This window comes from Streptomyces avidinii (assembly GCF_014650695.1).
Taxonomy (GTDB): Bacteria; Actinomycetota; Actinomycetes; order Streptomycetales; family Streptomycetaceae; genus Streptomyces; species Streptomyces avidinii.
In genome coordinates this window covers 29,337-47,995 of sequence record NZ_BMVL01000019.1, presented here as the reverse complement: position 1 = coordinate 47,995, position 18,659 = coordinate 29,337, and the positions used below count along the sequence as shown (strand labels likewise).

Genomic DNA, 18,659 nt, shown 5'->3' with positions numbered 1-18,659 from the left:
TGAGTGCCCGCAGTGCTCATCCCGCATGAGCACTGCGGGATGAGTACGCGGGATGAGTACGAGGGATGAGTACGCGTGCGGATGTGCTCCGTGCCGGTCCGACCGATCCTCGACCCATGAACGAGACACCGGTCAAGCAGCAGAGCACGGGGGCGTACTACGGCCAGGCCGTCGCCTCCTTCGGCATCGCCATCGGCGCCGTGGCCGTGGGGATCTACAACCTGGAGGTCGACGGCTGGGTCCGCGCCTTCCTGGGCATCGCGGTCCTGTACCTCACCACCTCCGCCTTCACCCTCGCCAAGGTGGTCCGCGACCGTCAGGAGGTCACTCAGATCGTCAGTCGGGTGGATCAGGCCAGGATGGAGAAGATCATGGCCGAGTACGACCCCTTCGCGCCGAAGTAGCCGCCCCGGCGGACGGCGCGCGCCCGACAAGGCTAAGCGCTTGCTCACCCTCCGGTAGGGTGTTGCCTTCCGTACGGTGAAGGGTGAGTGGGCGATGGGCAGCGCGGAGGATGCGGTCGACGGCTACCGGCCGTGGTCCGAGGTCACCCCCGACGCCGCGCGACGGCTGCTCGTCGCCGCCGTCGAGGCCTTCGCCGAGCGCGGGTACCACGCCACCACCACACGTGACATTGCAGGGCGTGCCGGTATGAGCCCGGCCGCGCTCTACATCCACTACAAGACCAAGGAAGAGCTGCTCCACCGGATCAGCCGGATCGGCCACGACAAGGCGCTGGAGATCCTGACCACCTCCGCCGACGGCCCCGGCAGCCCCGCCGACCGGCTCGACGCCGCCGTGCGGTCCTTCGTGCGGTGGCACGCGGCGCACCACACCACCGCGCGCGTGGTCCAGTACGAGCTCGACGCCCTCGCCCCCGAGCACCGCGCCGAGATCGTGGAGCTGCGCCGGCAGAGCGACGCCGCCGTGCGCCGCATCCTGGCCGACGGTGTGGCCGCGGGGGAGTTCGACGTCCCCGACCTGCCGGGCACCACGCTCGCCGTACTGTCCCTGTGCATCGACGTGGCACGCTGGTTCAACGTGGCCGGGCAGCGCACGCCCGACGAGGTCGGCGGGCTCTACGCCGACCTCGTGCTCCGCATGGTGGCCGCACGGCCGGCCCCCGCGCGGTAGTGCGGACGGACGGGCTTCAGAAGTAGTAGCGCGACACCGACTCCGCCACGCAGACCGGCTTGTCGCCGCCCTCCCGCTCGACCGTCACCGTGGCCGTGACCTGCACGCCGCCGCCCGCCTCCGCGACCTCCGTGATCACGGCGGTCGCGCGCAGCCGCGAACCGACGGGCACCGGAGCCGGGAAACGCACCTTGTTCGTCCCGTAGTTGAGGCCCATCCGCATGCCCTCCACCCGCATGATCTGCGGTACCAGGCTGGGCAGCAGGGACAGCGTCAGATAGCCGTGCGCGATCGTGGAACCGAAGGGTCCGCCCGCCGCGCGCTCCGGGTCCACATGGATCCACTGGTGATCGCCGGTGGCGTCCGCGAAGAGGTCGATGCGCTTCTGGTCCACCTCCAGCCACTCGCTGGGGCCGAGCGGTTCGCCGGTCCCGGCGTGCAGTTCCTCGGCGGACGTGAAGACCCTCGGCTCGGCCATGCCCTGTTCCTGTCTCTCGCAGACGACTGACGGACGAATAAGCGCTTGCTCAGCATGCTGGGGCCCACATGCGTATGTCAACGGACCTCCGACTACGCTCGACCGGGTGCCGCAGATTCCCGAGAAAATCCACGAGCTCACCGTCGGCCAGCTGTCCGCCCGCAGCGGCGCGGCCGTCTCCGCGCTCCACTTCTACGAGGCCAAGGGCCTGATCAGCAGCCGCCGCACCTCCGGCAACCAGCGCCGCTACACCCGTGACGCCCTGCGCCGTGTGGCCTTCGTCCGCGCCGCTCAGCGCGTGGGCATCCCGCTGGCCAGCATTCGCGAGGCGCTCGCCCGGCTCCCCGAGGAGCGCACCCCCAACCGCGAGGACTGGGCCCGCCTCTCCGAGGCCTGGCGCGCCGAACTCGACGAGCGCATCACCCGACTCGGCCGGCTGCGCGACCATCTGACGGACTGCATCGGCTGTGGCTGCCTGTCCATGGAGACCTGCGCGCTGTCCAACCCGGACGACGCCTTCGGCGAGCGCCTCAGCGGCTCGCGGCTCTAGGGGGTGTCCTGACCGGCGCCTCCGCCGGCAGGCCCCGCTCCTCGACCGGCAGGCCCCGCTCCTCCGTCGGTACGCCCCGGGCCTCCGCCAGCAGATCCCGCGCCGCCGACACCAGTTCGGCGTTCGACCGCGCCGGCCGCCCGTCGGGCAGGTGCGTCACATCCCCTGCGCCGGTCCGCACGTCCGTCCCGCACCGTGCGGCGAGCCGCAGCACCGGCCAGGCGGCCGCGTCCCGCCCGTACAGCAGCACCGGGACCGGCGGCAGCCCGCGGAGCCCAGCCACCAGAGCCGGATCGCCCGCCGCAAGTTCGGCCGAGAGCCGGACCCGCCCCGGCTCGCGCACCGGCCAGGCCAGGAACCGCGCCAGCGGCTCCGGCCCGGCCGTACCGCCCAGCGGCACCACCGCGTCCACGGCGACGCCCCGTGCCAGTAGGGCCTCCGCCAGCCCGGTGGCCCCAGGCTGCCCGAAGTCCACCACGGTCCGGTCCGGCAGCACCGTCCACGAGGCCACCCGCTCCAGCCGCCCGGCCGGATCGGGCTCGGCCGCGGTGCTCGCCGTCACCGAGAGTGCTACGCCGACCCCCGCGCGGCGCAGCACCTCCAGTACCGGCCCGACCACCCGCGGCGAGAGGCTTTCGCGCCCGCACGGGGCGCGCGGGTGCACCAGCACCTCGCCGGCCCCGGCGGCGACGGCCGCGAGCGCCGACTCGGCCAGCGCCTCCGGCGACATCGGCACGGCCGGGCCGCCGGTGGCGCTCCGCGAGCCGTTCAACGACACCGACACCGTGGTTCTCACGCGGCTCCCGCCGTCGGGAGGTCCAGTAGGGCCGGTCTGGGCACCACGATCCCGCAGCCCGCGCACACCGGCCCGTCCCAGGCCAGCGCCCCCACCCAGGGGCCGACCGGAGCCACCTCCGGCCAGTGCAGTTCGGTGTCCCCGCAGACCGGGCACGCCGTCCCCGGCTCCGACTCCAGCGCCCGCACCAGCCTGCGCAGCACCTCGCCCAGGGTTCCCTCCGGCCGCACCCCCGGATCCGCGCACCGCACCACCGCGTCCCCGCTCCCGCCCCAGGCCCACTCCGGGCGGCGCACTCCGTGGTGCTTCTCGCGCCGGCGGCGTTCCGCGAACTGCCGCTCGTACTCCAGCCAGACCGCCCGCGCGTCCTCCAGCTCCTCCAGCGCGGCCACGAGCCGCAGTGGATCGGCCCCCCGGTCCTCGGGGGCGATCCCGTGCCGGTCGCACAGGTGCCACCACGTGGCCCGGTGCCCGTAGGGCGCGAAGCGCTCCAGGCAGCGGCGCAGCGAATGGCGCCGCAAGGCCCGGTCATTGCGCGCGTCGCGCACCTGGTAGGCCAGACTCCGGAATCCCGCCATCACACCATCACCTCCGCCGATGTGCCCAACATGCCCGGTCGGAGGCGGGCGCATGCGGGGGCGGTCGAGGCGTGCGGGTGGCACATGGCCAGAACTCAGCGCCCCATGCGCCCCGCGGTCACCACCACTCGGGCCAGTTCCTCGTGGCAGATATCGCTGTGCGCCCCCGACGGGGCGCCGCCGCGCCGCACCACGGAGCCCGCGTCCACACTGACGCAACCGGCTGCGGGCACCCCCTCGCGCAGCGCCGTTTCGAGGCTCAGCCGGGGCGCACCCGGGATCGCCCGGACCCCGTCGTGCCCGATGGCGCCCCACCGCTCGTCGAAACCCAGGAGTCCGGCCGAATCGCCTGCCATCCGGGAGGCCAGCGGGTAGAAGACCTTGAGGGCCGAGTCGTGCGGGGAATGGCAGGCGACCACTGGTCCGTCGACCCGGCGCTGGAGGCCGCGCAGGGCGCCGCCACTGCTCTTGTCGTGCGGCAGCCGGTCGGCGAAGGCGTAGTGGGAGAAGGCCCCCTGGAGCAGGGTCACGGACTTCACGTACCGGGCCCGGTCCGGCACCGCGCGCAGCGAGAAGGACACCACCCGCGCGCCGAAGCTGTGCCCGATCAGGTGGAACCGCAGCGCCGGGCGGGCGGCCGCCAGCTCCGTCAGCACCGGGCCGAGTCCGCGTTCGCCGACCACGCCCGCCCGCTTCTTCATCTTGTAGTAGGCCGCTTGCCGCAACAGCTCCTTGGCGCCGCCCCACAGGCCGCGCAGCCCGCCGCCGAGGGTCAGGCCGGGCCCGGCCGGGTCCGCCGGTGCCGGTGCGCCCGCCCGGAGCAGCGCGGCGGACAGGGCCCGGCACACCTCCAGCACATCGTCGGTGAAGATCGCCGGTACCGACGGGGCGACCGCGGCGGGGACCGCGTCCACCCCCGCCAACTCGCGCACCAGGGCGCCGAACTCCATGAAGGCCGACGCCGAGTCGGGCCGCTCCTCCAGCAGTTCCGCCACCCGGTCCAGCTCGGCGCGCCGCTCCGGCCAGAACTCCGCGAGGGCTCGCCGGGTGACGGGGTCCAGGGCCGTACCGAAGCCGGGTGCAGCCAGTAGGCCGGGTGCGTCGAAGTCGGGTATCGGCTCGTCGGAGAACCGCATCGCGGGCCATACGACACCCACGTACCCCAGCCGCACCCCCGACCCCACCAGCCCGGGGAAGGGGGCGAAGAACCGGTCGTAGAGCCGCGTCGCCGTGGACCGGTCGCTGTTCCAGCCGTGTGCGAAGACCAGCAGGTCCGTGGCCTCCATCCGGGATACCGTCCCCTGCGTCGCCCGGTCCACGTCCCCTTCGGAGTCGAAGGTCAGCTCCGCGTACGGCCCGACCCCGATTCCGACCGCGCCCCTGCTCCCGCCACCGATGTCCGCCATGACGTCCCCCTCCACGCCGTGCCTCCGGTGCAGTCAGCATCCTGCTGCTGCGCCCGCCCGACCAGCCCCCTGACGCGGTCGGCTCACGGAAGGCTCACGGGTAGAGCAGGTATTTTTCGCGCACCGCCCCGAAGCGCGCCAGTCCCACCGCCCAGTCGCCCACCACCTCGTCCACGTCGGCCCCCGCCTCCACCAGGGTCCGTACCCGGTCCGAGCCGGTCAGCCGGTCGATCCAGTGGTCCGCGCGCCAGCCGAAGCCGCTCCACACCCGCCGCGCGGTGATCAGCAGCCCGATCCCGGCCCGTACCGGGTCGAAGGCGTCCCGATCGTGCACGATCAGCCGGACTCCACCGCACACCTTCCCCTCGTGCTTGGAGAAGCTCGGTGTGAAGTACGCCTCCCGGAACCACACCCCGGGCAGCCCCAGCGCGTTCGCCGCCTCCGCCCACCGCCGGTCGATCCCCTCCGCGCCCACCACCTCGAAGGGCGTGGTCGTTCCGCGTCCCTCGGAGAGGTTCGTCCCCTCGAACAGGCAGGTACCGGCGTACGCGAGGGCCGTGTCCGGCGTCGGCATGTTCGGGCTGGGCGGCATCCACGGCAGCCCCGTCTCCCCGAAGAACGACTCCCGCCGCCATCCGGACAGGGGCACCGTCCGCAGCCGGACGGGCCGGTCCGTCAGGAACTCGCCGTTGAAGAGCCGGGCCAGTTCGGCCGCCGTCATCCCGTGCGCGAGGGCGATCGGCTCCCGCCCGACGAAGCTCGCGTACGGCCGCTCCAGTACGGGCCCCGCGGCCCGCCGGCCGCCCACCGGATTGGGGCGGTCCAGCACCACCACCGCCTTGCCGGCGAGCGCGGCCGCGCGCATGCAGTCGTAGAGCGTCCAGATGTAGGTGTAGAAGCGGGCCCCGACGTCCTGGATGTCGAAGAGGACGGTGTCGATCCCGGCCGCCGCGAAGACGTCCGCGAGCTGCTGCCCGCTCCGGCCGTACGTGTCGTACACCGGCAGTCCGGTCGCCGGGTCCAGGGAGGCCCCCTCGGACCCGCCCGCCTGCGCCGTCCCGCGGAACCCGTGCTCGGGCCCGAACACCGCGACCAGGTCGACCCGTTCGTCCGCGTGCAGTACGTCGACCAGGTGCCGGGCGTCGGCGGTGATCCCGGTGGGGTTGGTGACCACCCCGACCTTCTCCCCGGCCAGCGCGGCGTACCCGTCCGCGGCGAGCCGGTCGAAGCCGGTACGCACCCGGCCGGCCGCCCCGGTGGCCGCCCCGGCCCCGGCGGTCCGGGCGTGTCCGGTGGTCCCGGTGGTCCCGGTGGTCCCCGTGGACTCGCTGCGCCCCGCCGCCCCCAAGGCACCCGCCGACCCGATGGCCCCCGCCAGCCCCAGCACCCCGCGTCGCGACAGCGTCATCCGGCCACGCTACGAGTCCCGCCCCTTTCCTCCTGACATACCGACTGGTTAGTCTGCCCACGATCCGGCATCCGGCCGCACGAGAGGTGGACCCCGTGAGCGCGTACCAGGACCAGCGAGTCGTCGTCACCGGCGCGGGCGGCGGCATCGGCGCCGCCCTCGCGCACCGCTTCGCGGCCGAGGGCGCCACGGTGGTGGTCAACGACCTCGACCCGGCCAAGGCCGCCGCGGTCGCGGGGTCCATCGGCGCGCGGGCGATCCCGGTGCCGGGCGACGCCTCGGCCGTCGTGGCCGAGGCCCGCGAGGCCCTCGGCGGGACGGTCGACATCTACTGCGCCAACGCCGGGCTCGCCTCCGGCGGCGACGCCTTCGCCGACGAGGCCGTCTGGGAGGCCGCTTGGGACACCAACGTCATGGCCCACGTCCGCGCCGCCAGACTGCTGCTGCCGGACTGGGTCGAGCGGGGGAGCGGCCGCTTCGTGTCCACCGTCTCGGCCGCAGGGCTGCTGACCATGATCGGAGCGGCCCCGTACAGTGTCACGAAGCACGGTGCGCTCGCCTTCGCCGAATGGCTCTCGCTGACCTACCGCCACCGGGGCGTCCAGGTCCACGCCATCTGTCCGCAAGGGGTGCGCACCGACATGCTGACCGCCGCGGGTTCGGCGGGCGAACTCGTTCTCGCGCCGACCGCGATCGAGCCGGAAGCGGTCGCGGACGCGCTGTTCGACGGCATGGAGAAGGGCCGATTCTTGATCCTCCCGCACCCCGAGGTCGCCGACTTCTACGCCGCCCGCGCCACCGAGCCGGATCGCTGGCTGAGCGGCATGAACCACCTCCAGCAGAAATGGGAGACCCGGTGACCCCCTCGCAGGACTCCAGGACCTCCCAGGTGTCCCTGTATGCCGCGAAGCCCTGGCTCGGGCGGCTCACCGAGGTCCAGCGGGCGCCCGTCGACCCGCCGCCCACCGTGCTGCACGCCTTCCGCGAGGCCGTCGCCCGGGCCCCCGAGCGCACCGCGCTGGCCTACTTCGACGGCCGGATCGGCTACGCCGAGGCCGACGCGCTCTCCGACTCCGTCGCCGGTCACCTCGCGGAGCGGGGCGTCCGGCGCGGCGACCGGGTCGCCGTCATGTTGCAGAACACCCCGCACTTCGTGCTCGCCGTCCTCGCCGCCTGGAAGGCCGGGGCCGTCGTCGTCCCGCTCAACCCCATGTACAAATCTGGTGAGATGGGGCATATCCTCCGCGACTCGGGGGCCGCCGCGCTCGTCTGCGAAGGCCGCGTGTGGGCGGCGTACGTGCGCGAGACCGCGCGGGACAGTGCCGTGCGGACCGTGCTGACCACGTCGGACCTGGACTTCCAGACCCGCAACGACCCGCGGCTCTTCGGCCCGGCGGCGGACCGCGCCGCGGCCCCCGCCCGGCCGTTCGTGCCGGCCCAGGCGGACGCGCCGGACGCGGTGGCCGGCCGCGAGCATCCGGCCGGCCCGGACGCCACCGCAGACCCCGCAGCCTCCGCAGACCCCGCAGCCGCCGCCGGCCTCGATCCCGCCGACCTCCTCACGGTGGCCCGCGGCCGGCGGTCCGCGCCGGACCAGCCGCACCTCACCGCCGCCGACACCGCCCTGATCAGCTACACCTCCGGCACCAGCGGTACTCCCAAGGGCGCGATGAACCCGCACGGCGCGCTCACGTACAACGCCGTCCGCCAGGTCACCTCCCACCCCCTGCCCGAGGGCGCCACCTACTTCGCCCTCGCGCCGCTCTTCCACATCACCGGCATGGTCTGCGAGCTCGCCGCCTGCTTCGCCAACGCCGGCACCCTGGTCCTCGCCCACCGCTTCGACGCGGGCGCCGTGCTCGACGCCTTCCTCGAACACCGCCCCGCCTACACCGTCGGCCCGGCCACCGCCTTCATGGCCCTCGCCGCCCACCCCGGCGTCACCCCCGACCACTTCGCCTCGTTCCGGGTGATCTCCTCCGGCGGCGCCCCGCTGCCGCCCGCACTCGTCGAGCGCCTGCGCGCCGCCTTCGGCTTCTACCTCCGCAACGGCTACGGCCTCACCGAGTGCACCGCCCCCTGCGCCAGCGTCCCCGTGCACCTGGAGGCGCCGGTCGACCCCGTGTCCGGGACCCTCTCCGTGGGCCTGCCCGGCGCCGACACCGTCGTCCGCATCCTCGACGAGCACGGAGCCGAGGTCCCCTTCGGAGAGACCGGCGAGATCGCCGTCCGCGGCCCGCAGGTGGTGCCCGGCTACTGGGGCCTGCCCGCCGACACCGCCAAGGCCTTCCCGGAGGGCGAACTGCGCACCGGCGACGTCGGATTCATGGACCCGGACGGCTGGCTCTACGTCGTCGACCGCAAGAAGGACATGATCAACGCCTCCGGCTTCAAGGTCTGGCCGCGGGAGGTCGAGGACGTGCTGTACACCCACCCCGCCGTCCGCGAGGCCGCGGTGGTCGGGGTGCCGGACGCGTACCGCGGGGAGAGCGTGAAGGCGTACGTGAGCCTGCGCCCCGGCACCTCGGTGGAGCCGGCGGAGCTGTCCGCCTACTGCGCCGAGCGCATCGCCGCGTACAAATACCCGCGCCAGGTCGAGATCCTGCCTGTCCTTCCGAAGACGACCAGTGGCAAGATCCTGCGACGGGAACTGCGCGATCGCGGCTGAAAACAGTCGGAGGGTCGTACAGCCGGTCCCCGTGACCGGGCAGGAATCAGGAAGGGAAGGTCAGCGCCATGGCGGCCAGGACCACGGAACCCGCAGGCACGCACGAGGCCCCGGTACCGCAGCGGCTGCTGGCCGTCGCCACCCGGCTCTTCGCCGAGCGCGGCTACGACCGCACCTCGGTCCAGGAGATCGTCGAGGCGGCCGGCGTCACGAAGGGCGCGCTCTACCACTACTTCGGGTCCAAGGACGACCTGCTGCACGAGGTGTACGCGCGGATGCTTCGGCTCCAGCAGCAGCGCCTCGATGCGGTGGCCGACTCCGACGCGCCCGTCGAGGAGCGGCTGCGCGCCGCGGCCGCCGACGTGGTCGTCACCACCATCGAGAACCTCGACGACGCGATGATCTTCTTCCGGTCGATGCACCAGCTCAGCCCGGAGAAGTTCAAGCAGGTGCGGGCGGAGCGCCGGCGCTACCACGAGCGCTTCCGGGCGCTGGTCGAGGAGGGCCAGCGTACGGGGGTGTTCTCCAGCGCCACCCCCGCCGATCTGGTGGTGGACTACCACTTCGGGTCCGTGCACCACCTGTCTACCTGGTACCGGGCGGACGGCCCGCTCACGCCTCAGCAGGTCGCCGATCACCTCGCCGACCTGCTGCTGCGCGCCCTGCGCCCGTAGGCCCGGCGCCGGGAGTCATGCGAACGGGGCCCTCCCGCCGTACGGATCCCCCCAGGTCCGGACGGCGAGAGAGCCCTTGAGGCGCCTCGGGAGCCGACCGCTACGGGGCGACCTTCAGCAGCTTGTTCGCCGTGCCCGCCGACGGGTTGGTGACGGCACCGGAGGTGGCCGCTCCCGTCAGCGCCGAGGCCGTCTGCGCCGGAGTCGAGTCCGGGTGCGCGGCCAGGTACAGCGCCGCCGCGCCCACCACGTGCGGGGTGGCCATGGAGGTGCCGGAGATGGTCTTCGTGCCCGTGTCACTGTCGTTCCAGGTGGACGTGATGTCCGAGCCCGGCGCGTACAGGTCCACCACGGAGCCGAAGTTGGAGAACGAGGACTGCTTGTCGTCGATGGTGCTGGACGCCACCGTGATGGCCTCCGGAACCCGGGACGGCGAGCCCTGGCCGGCGTCGGCCGACTCGTTGCCCGCCGCCACGGCGAAGGTGACGCCGGAGGCGATGGCCCGGCGCACCGCCTCGTCGAGGGCCTCGTCGGCGCCGCCGCCCAGGCTCATGTTGGCGACCGACGGGCCCTTGTGGTGCTGGGTGACCCAGTCGATGCCGGCGACGACCTGCTCGGTGGTGCCGGAGCCGTTGTCGTCGAGCACCCGCACCGCGACGATCTTCGCCTTCTTGGCGACACCGTGCTCGGTGCCCGCGATGGTGCCGGCCACGTGGGTGCCGTGACCGTTGCCGTCGTCGGCGCTGTCGTCGTTGTCGATGGCGTCGAAGCCTGACGTCGCGCGGCCGCCGAAGTCCTTGTGGGTGGTGCGGACTCCGGTGTCGATGACGTAGGCCGTCACGCCCTCGCCGGCGCCATCGGGGTAGTCGTACTTCTTGTCGCCCGCCTGGGCGGTCTGGTCGATCCGGTCCAGACCCCACGACGGCGGGTTGGGCTGGGAGGTCTTGATGGTGAACTTCTTGTTCTGCACGACCTTGCCGACGGCCGGGTCGGCGGCCAGCCGCTTGGCTTCGGTCTCGCTCAGGCCGTCGGCCGAGAAGCCGTTGACCCCGGAGCCGTAGGAGCGCTTCAGCTCGCCGCCGTACTTGCGGGCGAGCTGTTCCTTGTTCGCGGATGCGTCGAGTATGACGACGTAGCTCCCGCTGATCGCGCCGGGCGCGCCGAGGCCGTACACGGTGCCTTCGGCCGGTGCGGCGGCCCCCGCGAAGGGGGAGGTGATCATGGTCACGGCGGCAGCTGCGGCTGCTGCCGTGCCGATCGCCGCGTACCGGAAACCGCGCGAGCGCTTGTGAGTTGCCATCTGGAGGGTTCTCCTCGTGTTGACGTTGGGGGCGTCAGACCTTCTGGAGAAGCCTGTTCCGATTGACAGGCGCAAATCAAGAACGCCTTGGGGGTGCGGGGTTATTCAACAAGGTTTCTTAAAGGGTCCCCCGCATCGCCTTCACCTCGTTCATGAGTTCGCACGAACTCCTGCACGATTCCCTCACGTTCACGGCCGACCCGCCGGGTAGCGCTTCAACTCCCGCCTTGCCAAAGACCGCTGGTGCACCTCGTCCGGCCCGTCGGCCAGCCGCAGGGTCCGCGCCGCCGCCCACAACTCGGCCAGTGGGAAGTCCTGGCTCACCCCGCCCGCGCCGTGCAGCTGCACCGCGTCGTCGAGGATCTGCACCACCGCCCGCGGGGTCGCGATCTTGATGGCCTGGATCTCGGTGTGCGCGCCCCGGTTCCCGACCGTGTCCATCAACCAGGCCGTCTTCAGAACCAGTAGCCGCAGCTGCTCCACCGTGACCCGGGCGTCGGCGATCCAGTTCTGCACGACGCCCTGGGCGGCCAGCGGCTTGCCGAAGGCGGTACGTTCCACCGCGCGCCGGCACATCAGCTCGATCGCCCGCTCCGCCATCCCGATCAGCCGCATGCAGTGGTGGATGCGGCCCGGGCCGAGCCGGGCCTGGGCGATGGCGAAGCCGGTGCCCTCCTCGCCGATCAGGTTCGCCACCGGGACCCGGGCCCCGTGGAAGACCACCTCGGCGTGGCCGCCGTGGTCGTGGTCCTCGTACCCGTACACCGTCATGGCCCGGCGCACCTCGACCCCCGGGGTGTCGCGCGGCACCAGGATCATCGACTGCTGGCGGCGCGGATCGGCGCCCTCCGGGTCGGTCTTGCCCATCACGATGAAGATCCGGCAGTCCGGGTTCATCGCCCCCGAGATGAACCACTTCCGGCCGGTGACCACGTACTCGTCACCCTCCGCCGAGCGCTCGATCCGCGTCTCGATGTTCGTGGCGTCCGAGGAGGCCACCTCGGGCTCGGTCATCGCGAAGGCCGACCGGATCTCCCCGGCCAGCAGGGGCTCCAGCCACTGCTTCTTCTGCTCCTCGTTCCCGAACTGGGCGAGCAGCTCCATGTTCCCGGTGTCCGGAGCCGCGCAGTTGGTGGCCGTGGGCGCCAGGTGCGGGCTGCGCCCGGTGATCTCGGCGAGCGGCGCGTACTGGAGGTTGGTCAGCCCCGCGCCGTGCTCGGCACTGGGAAGGAAGAGGTTCCACAGGCCCTGACGGCGCGCCTCGGCCTTCAGTTCACCGAAGACGGCCGGGGTGTCCCAGGGCGAGGCCAGCCGTGCGCGCTGCTCGGCGGCGACGGGCTCCGCCGGGTAGACGTACTCCTCCATGAACGCGAGCAGCCGCTCGCGGAGTTCCTCGGTCCGGGCGTCGAATGCGAAATCCATGGGTGCGTGCCTCAGCCTTCCTGGAGGTCCTGGCGGTTCTGGAGAGTGGTCAGTCCGTGCTCGATGAAGACCGGGACCAGCTCGCCGATCCGGTCGAAGCCCGCTCCGACGGTCTGCCCCAGCGTGTAGCGGTAGTGGATGCCCTCGAGGATCACGGCGAGCTTGAACCAGGCGAAGGCCGTGTACCAGGCGATGGCTCCGGTGTCCCGCCCCGAGCGGGCGGCGTAGCGCTCGACGAGCTCGGCGGGCGTCGGATGGCCCGGCGCCCCGCTCGTCGTACTGACCGGCGATCCGGTCACGCCCAGGTCCGAGCTGTACATCACGAGCAGCCCGAGGTCGGTCAGCGGATCCCCGAGCGTGGACATCTCCCAGTCCAGCACGGCCCGGATCACGTCGTCCGGGCCACCGATCAGCACGTTGTCGAGCCGGAAGTCCCCGTGCACCACGGTGGGGGCGGGGGAGTCGGGGAGGCTGCGGCCGAGCGCGCCGTGCAGCTCGTCGATCCCGGCGAGCTCCCGGCCCCGGGAGGCCGCGAGCTGCTTGCCCCAGCGCCGCAACTGCCGGTCGAGGAAGCCCTCCGGCCGGCCGAAGTCGCCCAGGCCCACCGCCTGCGGGTCCACCGCGTGCAACTCGACCAGGGTGTCGACCAGGCCCAGCACCGCCCGCCGGGTCCGCTCCGGGCCGAGCGCGGCGAGCTGCTCGGCCGTCCGGTAGGGCACTCCGTCCACGTACTCCATGACGTAGAACGGCGCCCCGAGCACGGCCTCGTCCTCGCACAGGAGCAGCGGCTCCGGCACCGGCACGGCCGTGCCGTGCAGCGCCTCGATCACCCGGTGCTCGCGCCGCATGTCGTGCGCGGTGGCCAGTACGTGGCCCAGCGGCGGCCGGCGGACCACCCAGCGGGCGGTCCCGTCCGTGATCTCGTACGTGAGATTCGACCGGCCGCCCTCGATGAGCCGGCCGCGCAACGCCCCGGACACGAGTCCCGGCCGGGCCCGGTCGAGATGACCGCGCAGTCGCTCCAGGTCCAGGCCGCGCGGGTCGGCCGGGGCTGAGGTCATGGTGCGCACCTCCGTGCGAGTCGAGGAGGGGAAGAGCGACGGTGCGTCGGAGCACCGTCGCCAGCCATCATGCCGACCAGTCGGTATGTCGTCCAGAGTGCGGGCGGAAGGAAACGGTTCCGCCCCGCCGTCTCAGGCGTGGCAGAGGATCGGTGTTCCGCCGTTCATCACCGTCATGTCCGTCAGGACGGCAAGGATGTCCAGGGGCGCCCCCTCGGGCTTCCCGGCCAGTTCCGCGTACGCCCGGTGCACGTTCGCGACCAGCCGCTCGCTCTCCCGCCAGGCCCCGAACTCGCCGAGATCGGCCTGCTGGGCCACCTCCAGCGGGGACAGCCCCTTGGACCGGCCCTCCCGGGCGATTTCGGCCACGTAGCGCAGATAGCGCTCGGTGGAGTCGTAGGCCGAGGGGTCGGTCAGCGGCCCGTGCCCCGGTACGACGGTCTCCGCGTCCAGCGAGCGCAGCAGCTCCAGCGCCCGCAGCGATCCGGCCAGGGAGCCCATCGCCAGGAACGGGGTGCCGCCGGCGAAGACCAGGTCGCCGGTGAACACCACCCGCTGCCCGGGCAGCCACACGACCGAGTCCCCGGTGGTGTGCGCGACGCCCGGGTGGACGACCCGCACCTCCGTCGCGCCGACGTACAGGGTCGCCCGGTCGCTGTAGGTGAGGTCGGGCGGAACGATGTCGACCGCGCCGAAGTCCGTGGCGGGCCAGATCAGCTCCAACTGGTGCCCGGCGGCGAGCTGCTCGGACCGCGCGTTGTCGTGGCCGAGGATCAGCGCCTCGGGGGCGAAGACGCCGTTGCCGTACGTGTGGTCGCCGTGGTGGTGGGTGTTGACCACGGTGCGGGGGAGCGGCACCCCGGCCGCCACGACCGCCTCGCGCAGCGCCAGGGCCCGCCGCTCGGTGGCGGCGGTGTCGACGAGCAGGGTCCGGCCCCCGTCGGTCACGAACCCCGCGTTGTTGAGGCACCAGCCGCCGTCCGGCTGGACGTAGGCGTACACCCCCGGCGCGGGCTGGACGAGGTACGGCTCTTCGTCGGACATCTGCGCTCTCCCCGGGTCGCTTTGACGAACGGTCGGCATCCTGCCAGCCGTCGCGGCGCCGGGGGAGGGCGGGTGGTCGTCAGCACACGTCAGCACACGTCAATGCACGTCAGCGCCCGTCAGTGGTCGTCGTAGTGTCCGTCGTGCTCCGCGTGCCGGTGTCCGTCGTGCAGGTAGTCCACGTGATCGCCGTGCCGGACCGACTCGTGCCCGCAGTCCGCACCGTGCGCGTGCGCGTGGCCGTCGTGCGTCGTGTGCCCGCTGGGCTCGCACTCGTCCCAGTGGCCCGAGTGCTCCCGGTGCAGGTGGCCGTCATGGGCGTAGTCGACGTGGTCGCCGTGCGAGACCGCCTGGTGGCCGCAGTCCGCGCCGTGCGTGTGCTGGTGCGTGGGGTGTTCGTGGTGCAGCGTCGTCATGGCGCCGAGGTTAGTGCGGATTGCCGGGTATCGCCCGTTGTGTCGTGGTGGCGCGGCGAAGCGCGATCATCACACCGGAGGCGGGGCTCAGAGGATCACCGTCATCGCGAACACCGCCAGTGCCGTCGTGCACGCCACCGCCGCCAGCGCCGCCCGAAGCGCGAGCGGCCGCGGCCGGCCCGCCGCCAGTTCCCGGATCCGCCGGTGGGCCACCCACAGGAACGCCAGCCAGATCAGCGCGATGACCGCCGCCCCGGCCAGCTCCACGGGCGAACCGGACCCGCGCAGCGCCTGCCGCAGCGCCAGCACCGCCACGACCGAGCAGGCCAGCGTCGTACGCCGCCACGCGAGCCGGGTCCGCTCGGGCTGCAGTCCGGCATCGCGGTCCGGGCCCGGGGCGCTCACTGCCCGGTCGTCCAGCCGAGCAGGACGACCACCACCATCGCCACCGCCACCAGTCCCACGCCCAGGCTCAGCAGCACCGGGAACCGCGACAGCGGCAGGTCCTCACCCCGCCGCATCGCCCGCTCGCACCGCACCCAGTGGTTCACCGCCCGCAGCGCACAGGCCGCACCCACCGCGAGCAGCGCGAGGGCCATCCCGACCCGCACCCCCCAGCGCAGGTCCGGCAGGAACTGGTCCACGGCGAACCCGCCGCCCACCAGGGCCAGCGAGGTACGGATCCAGGCGAGGAAGGTCCGTTCGTTGGCCAGCGAGAAGCGGTAGTCGGGGGTCTCGCCCTCGTCCCTCAGCCGCGAGGGTGCGAACCAGAGGCGCACGTCCTTGACGAAGTCGATCACCCGACAAATCTACTGGCGGAACTCCGGGCGCGCGCGCAGCCGCCGGTACGCCTCCAGCCCGTCCGGCACCCAGGCCCACTCCCCGTCCGTCACCCGCCGGTCCAGCTCCACCGGCGTGAGGTACGTGTGCCAGTCGACCTCCGAGGCCTGCGGGTCCACCGGCAGCTCGCACCGCACCTCGTGCACGTACGACCACCAGGCCCCGCCCGGGCCCTCGTACAGGAACTTGAACAGCGGCGTCGGCTGCGCCAGCCCCCGTACGCCCAGCTCCTCCTCGGCCTCGCGCAGCGCGGCCTGCGGGTAGCTCTCGCCGGCGCCCACCACCCCGCCCACGAACATGTCGTAGTACGAGGGGAAGACCAGCTTCGAGGCGGTCCGCCGGTGCACGAAGACCCGCCCCTGCGCGTCCACGGCCCGCACGAAGACGCAGCGGTGGATCAGCCCTTGCGCGTACACCTCGCCCCGCGGGGCCTGCCCGACGACCCGGTCGTCCCGGTCCACCACGTCCAGTACTTCATCAGCGGCACTCACACAGGTCATCCAACCACCGCTGTTGACTGGTTACCGCTCCGTAGCCAAGGATCTGCCCCACCATCGACGGAGGACGGGTAGCCGCATGACGTACGACGCTGACGTGATCGTGATCGGAGCCGGGCTCGCGGGGCTCGTGGCCACCGCCGAGCTCGTCGACGCGGGCCGCAAGGTCATCCTGCTCGACCAGGAGCCGGAGCAGTCGATCGGCGGCCAGGCCCACTGGTCCTTCGGCGGGCTGTTCTTCGTGGACTCGCCCGAGCAGCGCCGGATGCGGATCAAGGACCATCACGACCTGGCCCTCCAGGACTGGCTGGGCACCGCCGGATTCGACCGCGAGGAGGACGCCTGGCCGCGCCGCTGGGCCGAGGCCTACGTCGACTTCGCGGCCGGCGAGAAGCGCTCCTGGCTGCACGCGCAGGGCGTCCGCTTCTTCCCGGTGGTCGGCTGGGCCGAGCGCGGGGGCTACGACGCCAACGGCCACGGGAACTCCGTCCCCCGCTTCCACATCACCTGGGGCACCGGCCCCGGCCTGGTGGAGCCCTTCGAACGGCGGGTCCGGGCCGGCGTGGCCCGCGGCCTGGTCCGGTTCGCGTTCCGCCACCGCGTCACCGGGCTCTCCGCCACGGCCGGCGCGGTGGACACCGTGACGGGCGAGATCCTGCAGCCATCCGATGCCGTACGGGGCACCGCCAGCAGCCGCGAGGCCACCGGGACCTTCTCCCTGCGGGCCCAGGCCGTGATCGTCACCAGCGGCGGCATCGGCGGCAACCACGACCTCGTCCGCGCCCAGTGGCCCGACCGGCTCGGCACCCCGCCGCAGCGGATGCTGTCGGGGGTCCCGGCACACGTGGACGGCCTGATGCTCGGCATCGCGGAGCGGGCGGGCGCCAGCCACATCAACAAGGACCGGATGTGGCACTACACCGAGGGCATCCAGAACTGGGACCCGATCTGGGCCCGGCACGGCATCCGCATCCTGCCCGGCCCCTCCCCGCTGTGGCTGGACGCGACCGGCCGGCGGCTGCCCGTGCCGCTCTTCCCGGGCTTCGACACCCTCGGCACCCTCGACCACATCATGAAGACCGGACACGACCACACCTGGTTCGTGCTCAATGAGCGCATCATCGGCAAGGAGTTCGCGCTCTCCGGCTCCGAGCAGAACCCGGACCTCACCGGCAAGTCCGTGCGGGACGTCTTCACCCGGGCACGTCAGGCCGTACCGGCCCCGGTCCGGGCCTTCATGGACAAGGGGGCCGACTTCGTCGTCGAGCGCGACCTGTCGGCCCTGGTCCGCGGGATGAACGCGGTCACCGGGGAGGGCCTCCTGGACGAGGCCACGGTCCGGGGCGAGATCGTGGCCCGCGACCGGGAGATCGCCAACCCCTTCACCAAGGACCTCCAGGTCACGGCCATCCACGGGGCCCGCAGGTACCTCGGTGACAAGCTGATCCGCACGGCCGCCCCGCACCGGATCCTGGACCCCAAGGCCGGGCCGCTCATTGCGGTACGGCTCTCGATCCTGACCCGCAAGTCCCTGGGCGGCCTGGAGACCGACCTCTCCTCGCGCGTCCTGACAGGCTCCGGCGAACCGCTGCCGGGCGTCTACGCGGCGGGCGAGGCGGCCGGATTCGGCGGCGGCGGGGTGCACGGCTACCGGGCCCTGGAGGGCACCTTCCTCGGCGGGTGCATCTTCTCGGGCCGGGCGGCGGGCCGCGCCGCCGCCCGCGCCGTCGGCTGACCGGCCCCAGGGCCCGCCGGACGCCGGCGGGCCGGCGTCAGACCAGCCGTTCGGTGACCCGGAACCGCTCCGCGATGACGAGGGTGTCGTCGTCGACCGTGAACCCCGGGTCGCCGATCGCCCCGCGCACCGGGTCGCTGTGCCAGAACTCCTCGTGTGCCGTACGCCATTCGGCCACCGACGCGTACCCCTCGCCCTCGTCGAGGGCGTGCTGGAGCCCGATGTCCCCCAGTCGCAGCACCTCCACGGCGGTCACCTCCACCACCGCCACCCCGCGCTCCGCGGAGTCGACCAGCAGCGACCGGGCGCCGGGCTCCGGCAGGGGCTCCTGCTCGGCCTCGTACTCCGCGAGCAGGCCGGTGGTACTGGTCTTCGCCCCGCTCAGCACGGCCGCGACCAGCTGATCGCGCAACGGCCCGGGGAACCCCAGCAGATAGGGGGGAAGATCATCATATGCAGTCATGCGGCCACCGTACGAGACGCTGCGGACACCTCCCGGAAGTGGACCGTTCACCCAACTCGCACCCCCCTCGCAGCAGTTGAAACCCGCCACGCAGTGGACTGGACCTTGACGCGGAGCTGGGCGTACCGCTTTGCTGTGCGTGATCACCGGCGCGCTCACCGTCGCGATCCCCCGAACCGCCCGGCCGAG

The 18,659-nt window shown here is 72.8% G+C and carries 21 protein-coding genes; 7 read left to right on the top strand and 14 right to left on the bottom strand.

What is annotated here, in order from left to right; translation table 11 throughout:
* Positions 1-116 precede the first annotated feature (116 nt).
* Positions 117-404: a YiaA/YiaB family inner membrane protein gene (locus tag IE257_RS33955; protein WP_189973689.1), complete on the top strand. Its 288-nt coding sequence runs from the start codon at positions 117-119 to the stop codon at positions 402-404.
* Between the two features lie 94 nt (positions 405-498).
* Positions 499-1,134 carry a TetR/AcrR family transcriptional regulator gene (locus tag IE257_RS33950; protein WP_189973688.1) on the top strand — a complete coding sequence of 212 codons (636 nt, stop codon included), beginning with the start codon at positions 499-501 and terminating at the stop codon, positions 1,132-1,134.
* A gap of 16 nt (positions 1,135-1,150) precedes the next feature.
* Here IE257_RS33950 and IE257_RS33945 read toward each other — a convergent pair whose 3' ends face one another.
* The gene (locus IE257_RS33945) at positions 1,151-1,612 is read right to left on the bottom strand and encodes a MaoC family dehydratase (protein WP_189973687.1); all 462 of its coding nucleotides are present in this window, start codon (positions 1,610-1,612) and stop codon (positions 1,151-1,153) included.
* Positions 1,613-1,718: 106 nt separating this feature from the next.
* Between IE257_RS33945 and soxR the strand changes: the two genes are divergently transcribed.
* A complete protein-coding gene (gene soxR, locus IE257_RS33940; protein WP_189973686.1) occupies positions 1,719-2,162 on the top strand; it encodes a redox-sensitive transcriptional activator SoxR in 444 nt (147 codons plus the stop codon).
* Here soxR and IE257_RS33935 read toward each other — a convergent pair.
* The 4 genes from IE257_RS33935 to IE257_RS33920 all read right to left on the bottom strand — a co-directional run bounded on the left by IE257_RS33935 (position 2,143) and on the right by IE257_RS33920 (position 6,350).
* Entirely contained in the window at positions 2,143-2,958 is an 816-nt protein-coding gene (locus IE257_RS33935; RefSeq protein ID WP_229920825.1) for a 3-keto-5-aminohexanoate cleavage protein, read from the bottom strand. The two genes, soxR and IE257_RS33935, sit on opposite strands and share 20 nt — an antisense overlap.
* Positions 2,955-3,536 carry a hypothetical protein gene (locus IE257_RS33930; protein WP_189973685.1) on the bottom strand — a complete coding sequence of 194 codons (582 nt, stop codon included), beginning with the start codon at positions 3,534-3,536 and terminating at the stop codon, positions 2,955-2,957. The genes IE257_RS33935 and IE257_RS33930 overlap by 4 nt, the downstream gene beginning before the upstream one ends.
* A 95-nt stretch (positions 3,537-3,631) precedes the next feature.
* Positions 3,632-4,942 (bottom strand): serine-threonine protein kinase, encoded by a 1,311-nt coding sequence (locus tag IE257_RS33925; RefSeq protein WP_189973684.1) that lies wholly within the window; start codon positions 4,940-4,942, stop codon positions 3,632-3,634.
* Between the two features lie 94 nt (positions 4,943-5,036).
* Positions 5,037-6,350 (bottom strand): exo-beta-N-acetylmuramidase NamZ family protein, encoded by a 1,314-nt coding sequence (locus IE257_RS33920; protein ID WP_189973683.1) that lies wholly within the window; start codon positions 6,348-6,350, stop codon positions 5,037-5,039.
* A gap of 95 nt (positions 6,351-6,445) precedes the next feature.
* Here IE257_RS33920 and IE257_RS33915 point away from each other — a divergent pair, with 95 nt between their 5' ends.
* The 3 genes from IE257_RS33915 (at position 6,446) to IE257_RS33905 (ending at position 9,692) form a co-directional block, all read left to right on the top strand.
* Positions 6,446-7,210, top strand: a complete 765-nt coding sequence (locus IE257_RS33915) for an SDR family oxidoreductase (RefSeq protein ID WP_372453127.1) — start codon at positions 6,446-6,448, stop codon at positions 7,208-7,210.
* Positions 7,195-9,018 carry a class I adenylate-forming enzyme family protein gene (locus IE257_RS33910; protein WP_189973681.1) on the top strand — a complete coding sequence of 608 codons (1,824 nt, stop codon included), beginning with the start codon at positions 7,195-7,197 and terminating at the stop codon, positions 9,016-9,018. The genes IE257_RS33915 and IE257_RS33910 overlap by 16 nt, the downstream gene beginning before the upstream one ends.
* Positions 9,019-9,086: 68 nt before the next feature.
* Positions 9,087-9,692 (top strand): TetR/AcrR family transcriptional regulator, encoded by a 606-nt coding sequence (locus IE257_RS33905; protein WP_189973680.1) that lies wholly within the window; start codon positions 9,087-9,089, stop codon positions 9,690-9,692.
* 100 nt (positions 9,693-9,792) lie between these two features.
* On the opposite strand, the gene IE257_RS33900 is transcribed toward IE257_RS33905, so the two are convergent.
* The 8 genes from IE257_RS33900 to IE257_RS33865 form a co-directional block, all read right to left on the bottom strand.
* On the bottom strand, positions 9,793-10,992 hold the full coding sequence (locus tag IE257_RS33900) for a S8 family peptidase (RefSeq protein ID WP_189973679.1): 1,200 nt from the start codon (positions 10,990-10,992) through the stop codon (positions 9,793-9,795).
* Between the two features lie 189 nt (positions 10,993-11,181).
* Positions 11,182-12,414, bottom strand: coding sequence for an acyl-CoA dehydrogenase family protein (locus IE257_RS33895; RefSeq protein WP_189973678.1), 1,233 nt, complete (start codon positions 12,412-12,414; stop codon positions 11,182-11,184).
* Positions 12,415-12,425: 11 nt separating this feature from the next.
* Positions 12,426-13,475, bottom strand: a complete 1,050-nt coding sequence (locus IE257_RS33890; RefSeq protein WP_189973677.1) for a phosphotransferase family protein — start codon at positions 13,473-13,475, stop codon at positions 12,426-12,428.
* 132 nt (positions 13,476-13,607) lie between these two features.
* On the bottom strand, positions 13,608-14,519 hold the full coding sequence (locus IE257_RS33885) for an MBL fold metallo-hydrolase (protein WP_189973676.1): 912 nt from the start codon (positions 14,517-14,519) through the stop codon (positions 13,608-13,610).
* A 119-nt stretch (positions 14,520-14,638) separates the two neighbouring features.
* Positions 14,639-14,935, bottom strand: a complete 297-nt coding sequence (locus tag IE257_RS33880; protein WP_189973675.1) for a hypothetical protein — start codon at positions 14,933-14,935, stop codon at positions 14,639-14,641.
* Positions 14,936-15,022: 87 nt separating this feature from the next.
* Positions 15,023-15,340 carry a DUF202 domain-containing protein gene (locus IE257_RS33875; protein WP_189973674.1) on the bottom strand — a complete coding sequence of 106 codons (318 nt, stop codon included), beginning with the start codon at positions 15,338-15,340 and terminating at the stop codon, positions 15,023-15,025.
* Positions 15,337-15,735, bottom strand: coding sequence for a YidH family protein (locus IE257_RS33870; RefSeq protein ID WP_189973673.1), 399 nt, complete (start codon positions 15,733-15,735; stop codon positions 15,337-15,339). Before IE257_RS33870 ends, IE257_RS33875 begins: the two co-directional genes overlap by 4 nt.
* 9 nt (positions 15,736-15,744) lie before the next feature.
* Positions 15,745-16,275 carry an NUDIX hydrolase gene (locus IE257_RS33865; protein ID WP_245385618.1) on the bottom strand — a complete coding sequence of 177 codons (531 nt, stop codon included), beginning with the start codon at positions 16,273-16,275 and terminating at the stop codon, positions 15,745-15,747.
* Positions 16,276-16,351: 76 nt separating this feature from the next.
* On the opposite strand from IE257_RS33865, the gene IE257_RS33860 reads away from it, so the two are divergent.
* Positions 16,352-18,007 (top strand): FAD-binding dehydrogenase, encoded by a 1,656-nt coding sequence (locus IE257_RS33860; RefSeq protein WP_189973671.1) that lies wholly within the window; start codon positions 16,352-16,354, stop codon positions 18,005-18,007.
* Positions 18,008-18,044: 37 nt separating this feature from the next.
* Here the strand turns inward: IE257_RS33860 and IE257_RS33855 are convergent, their stop codons facing one another.
* Positions 18,045-18,470, bottom strand: a complete 426-nt coding sequence (locus IE257_RS33855) for an ASCH domain-containing protein (protein ID WP_189973670.1) — start codon at positions 18,468-18,470, stop codon at positions 18,045-18,047.
* Positions 18,471-18,659: the final 189 nt, after the last annotated feature.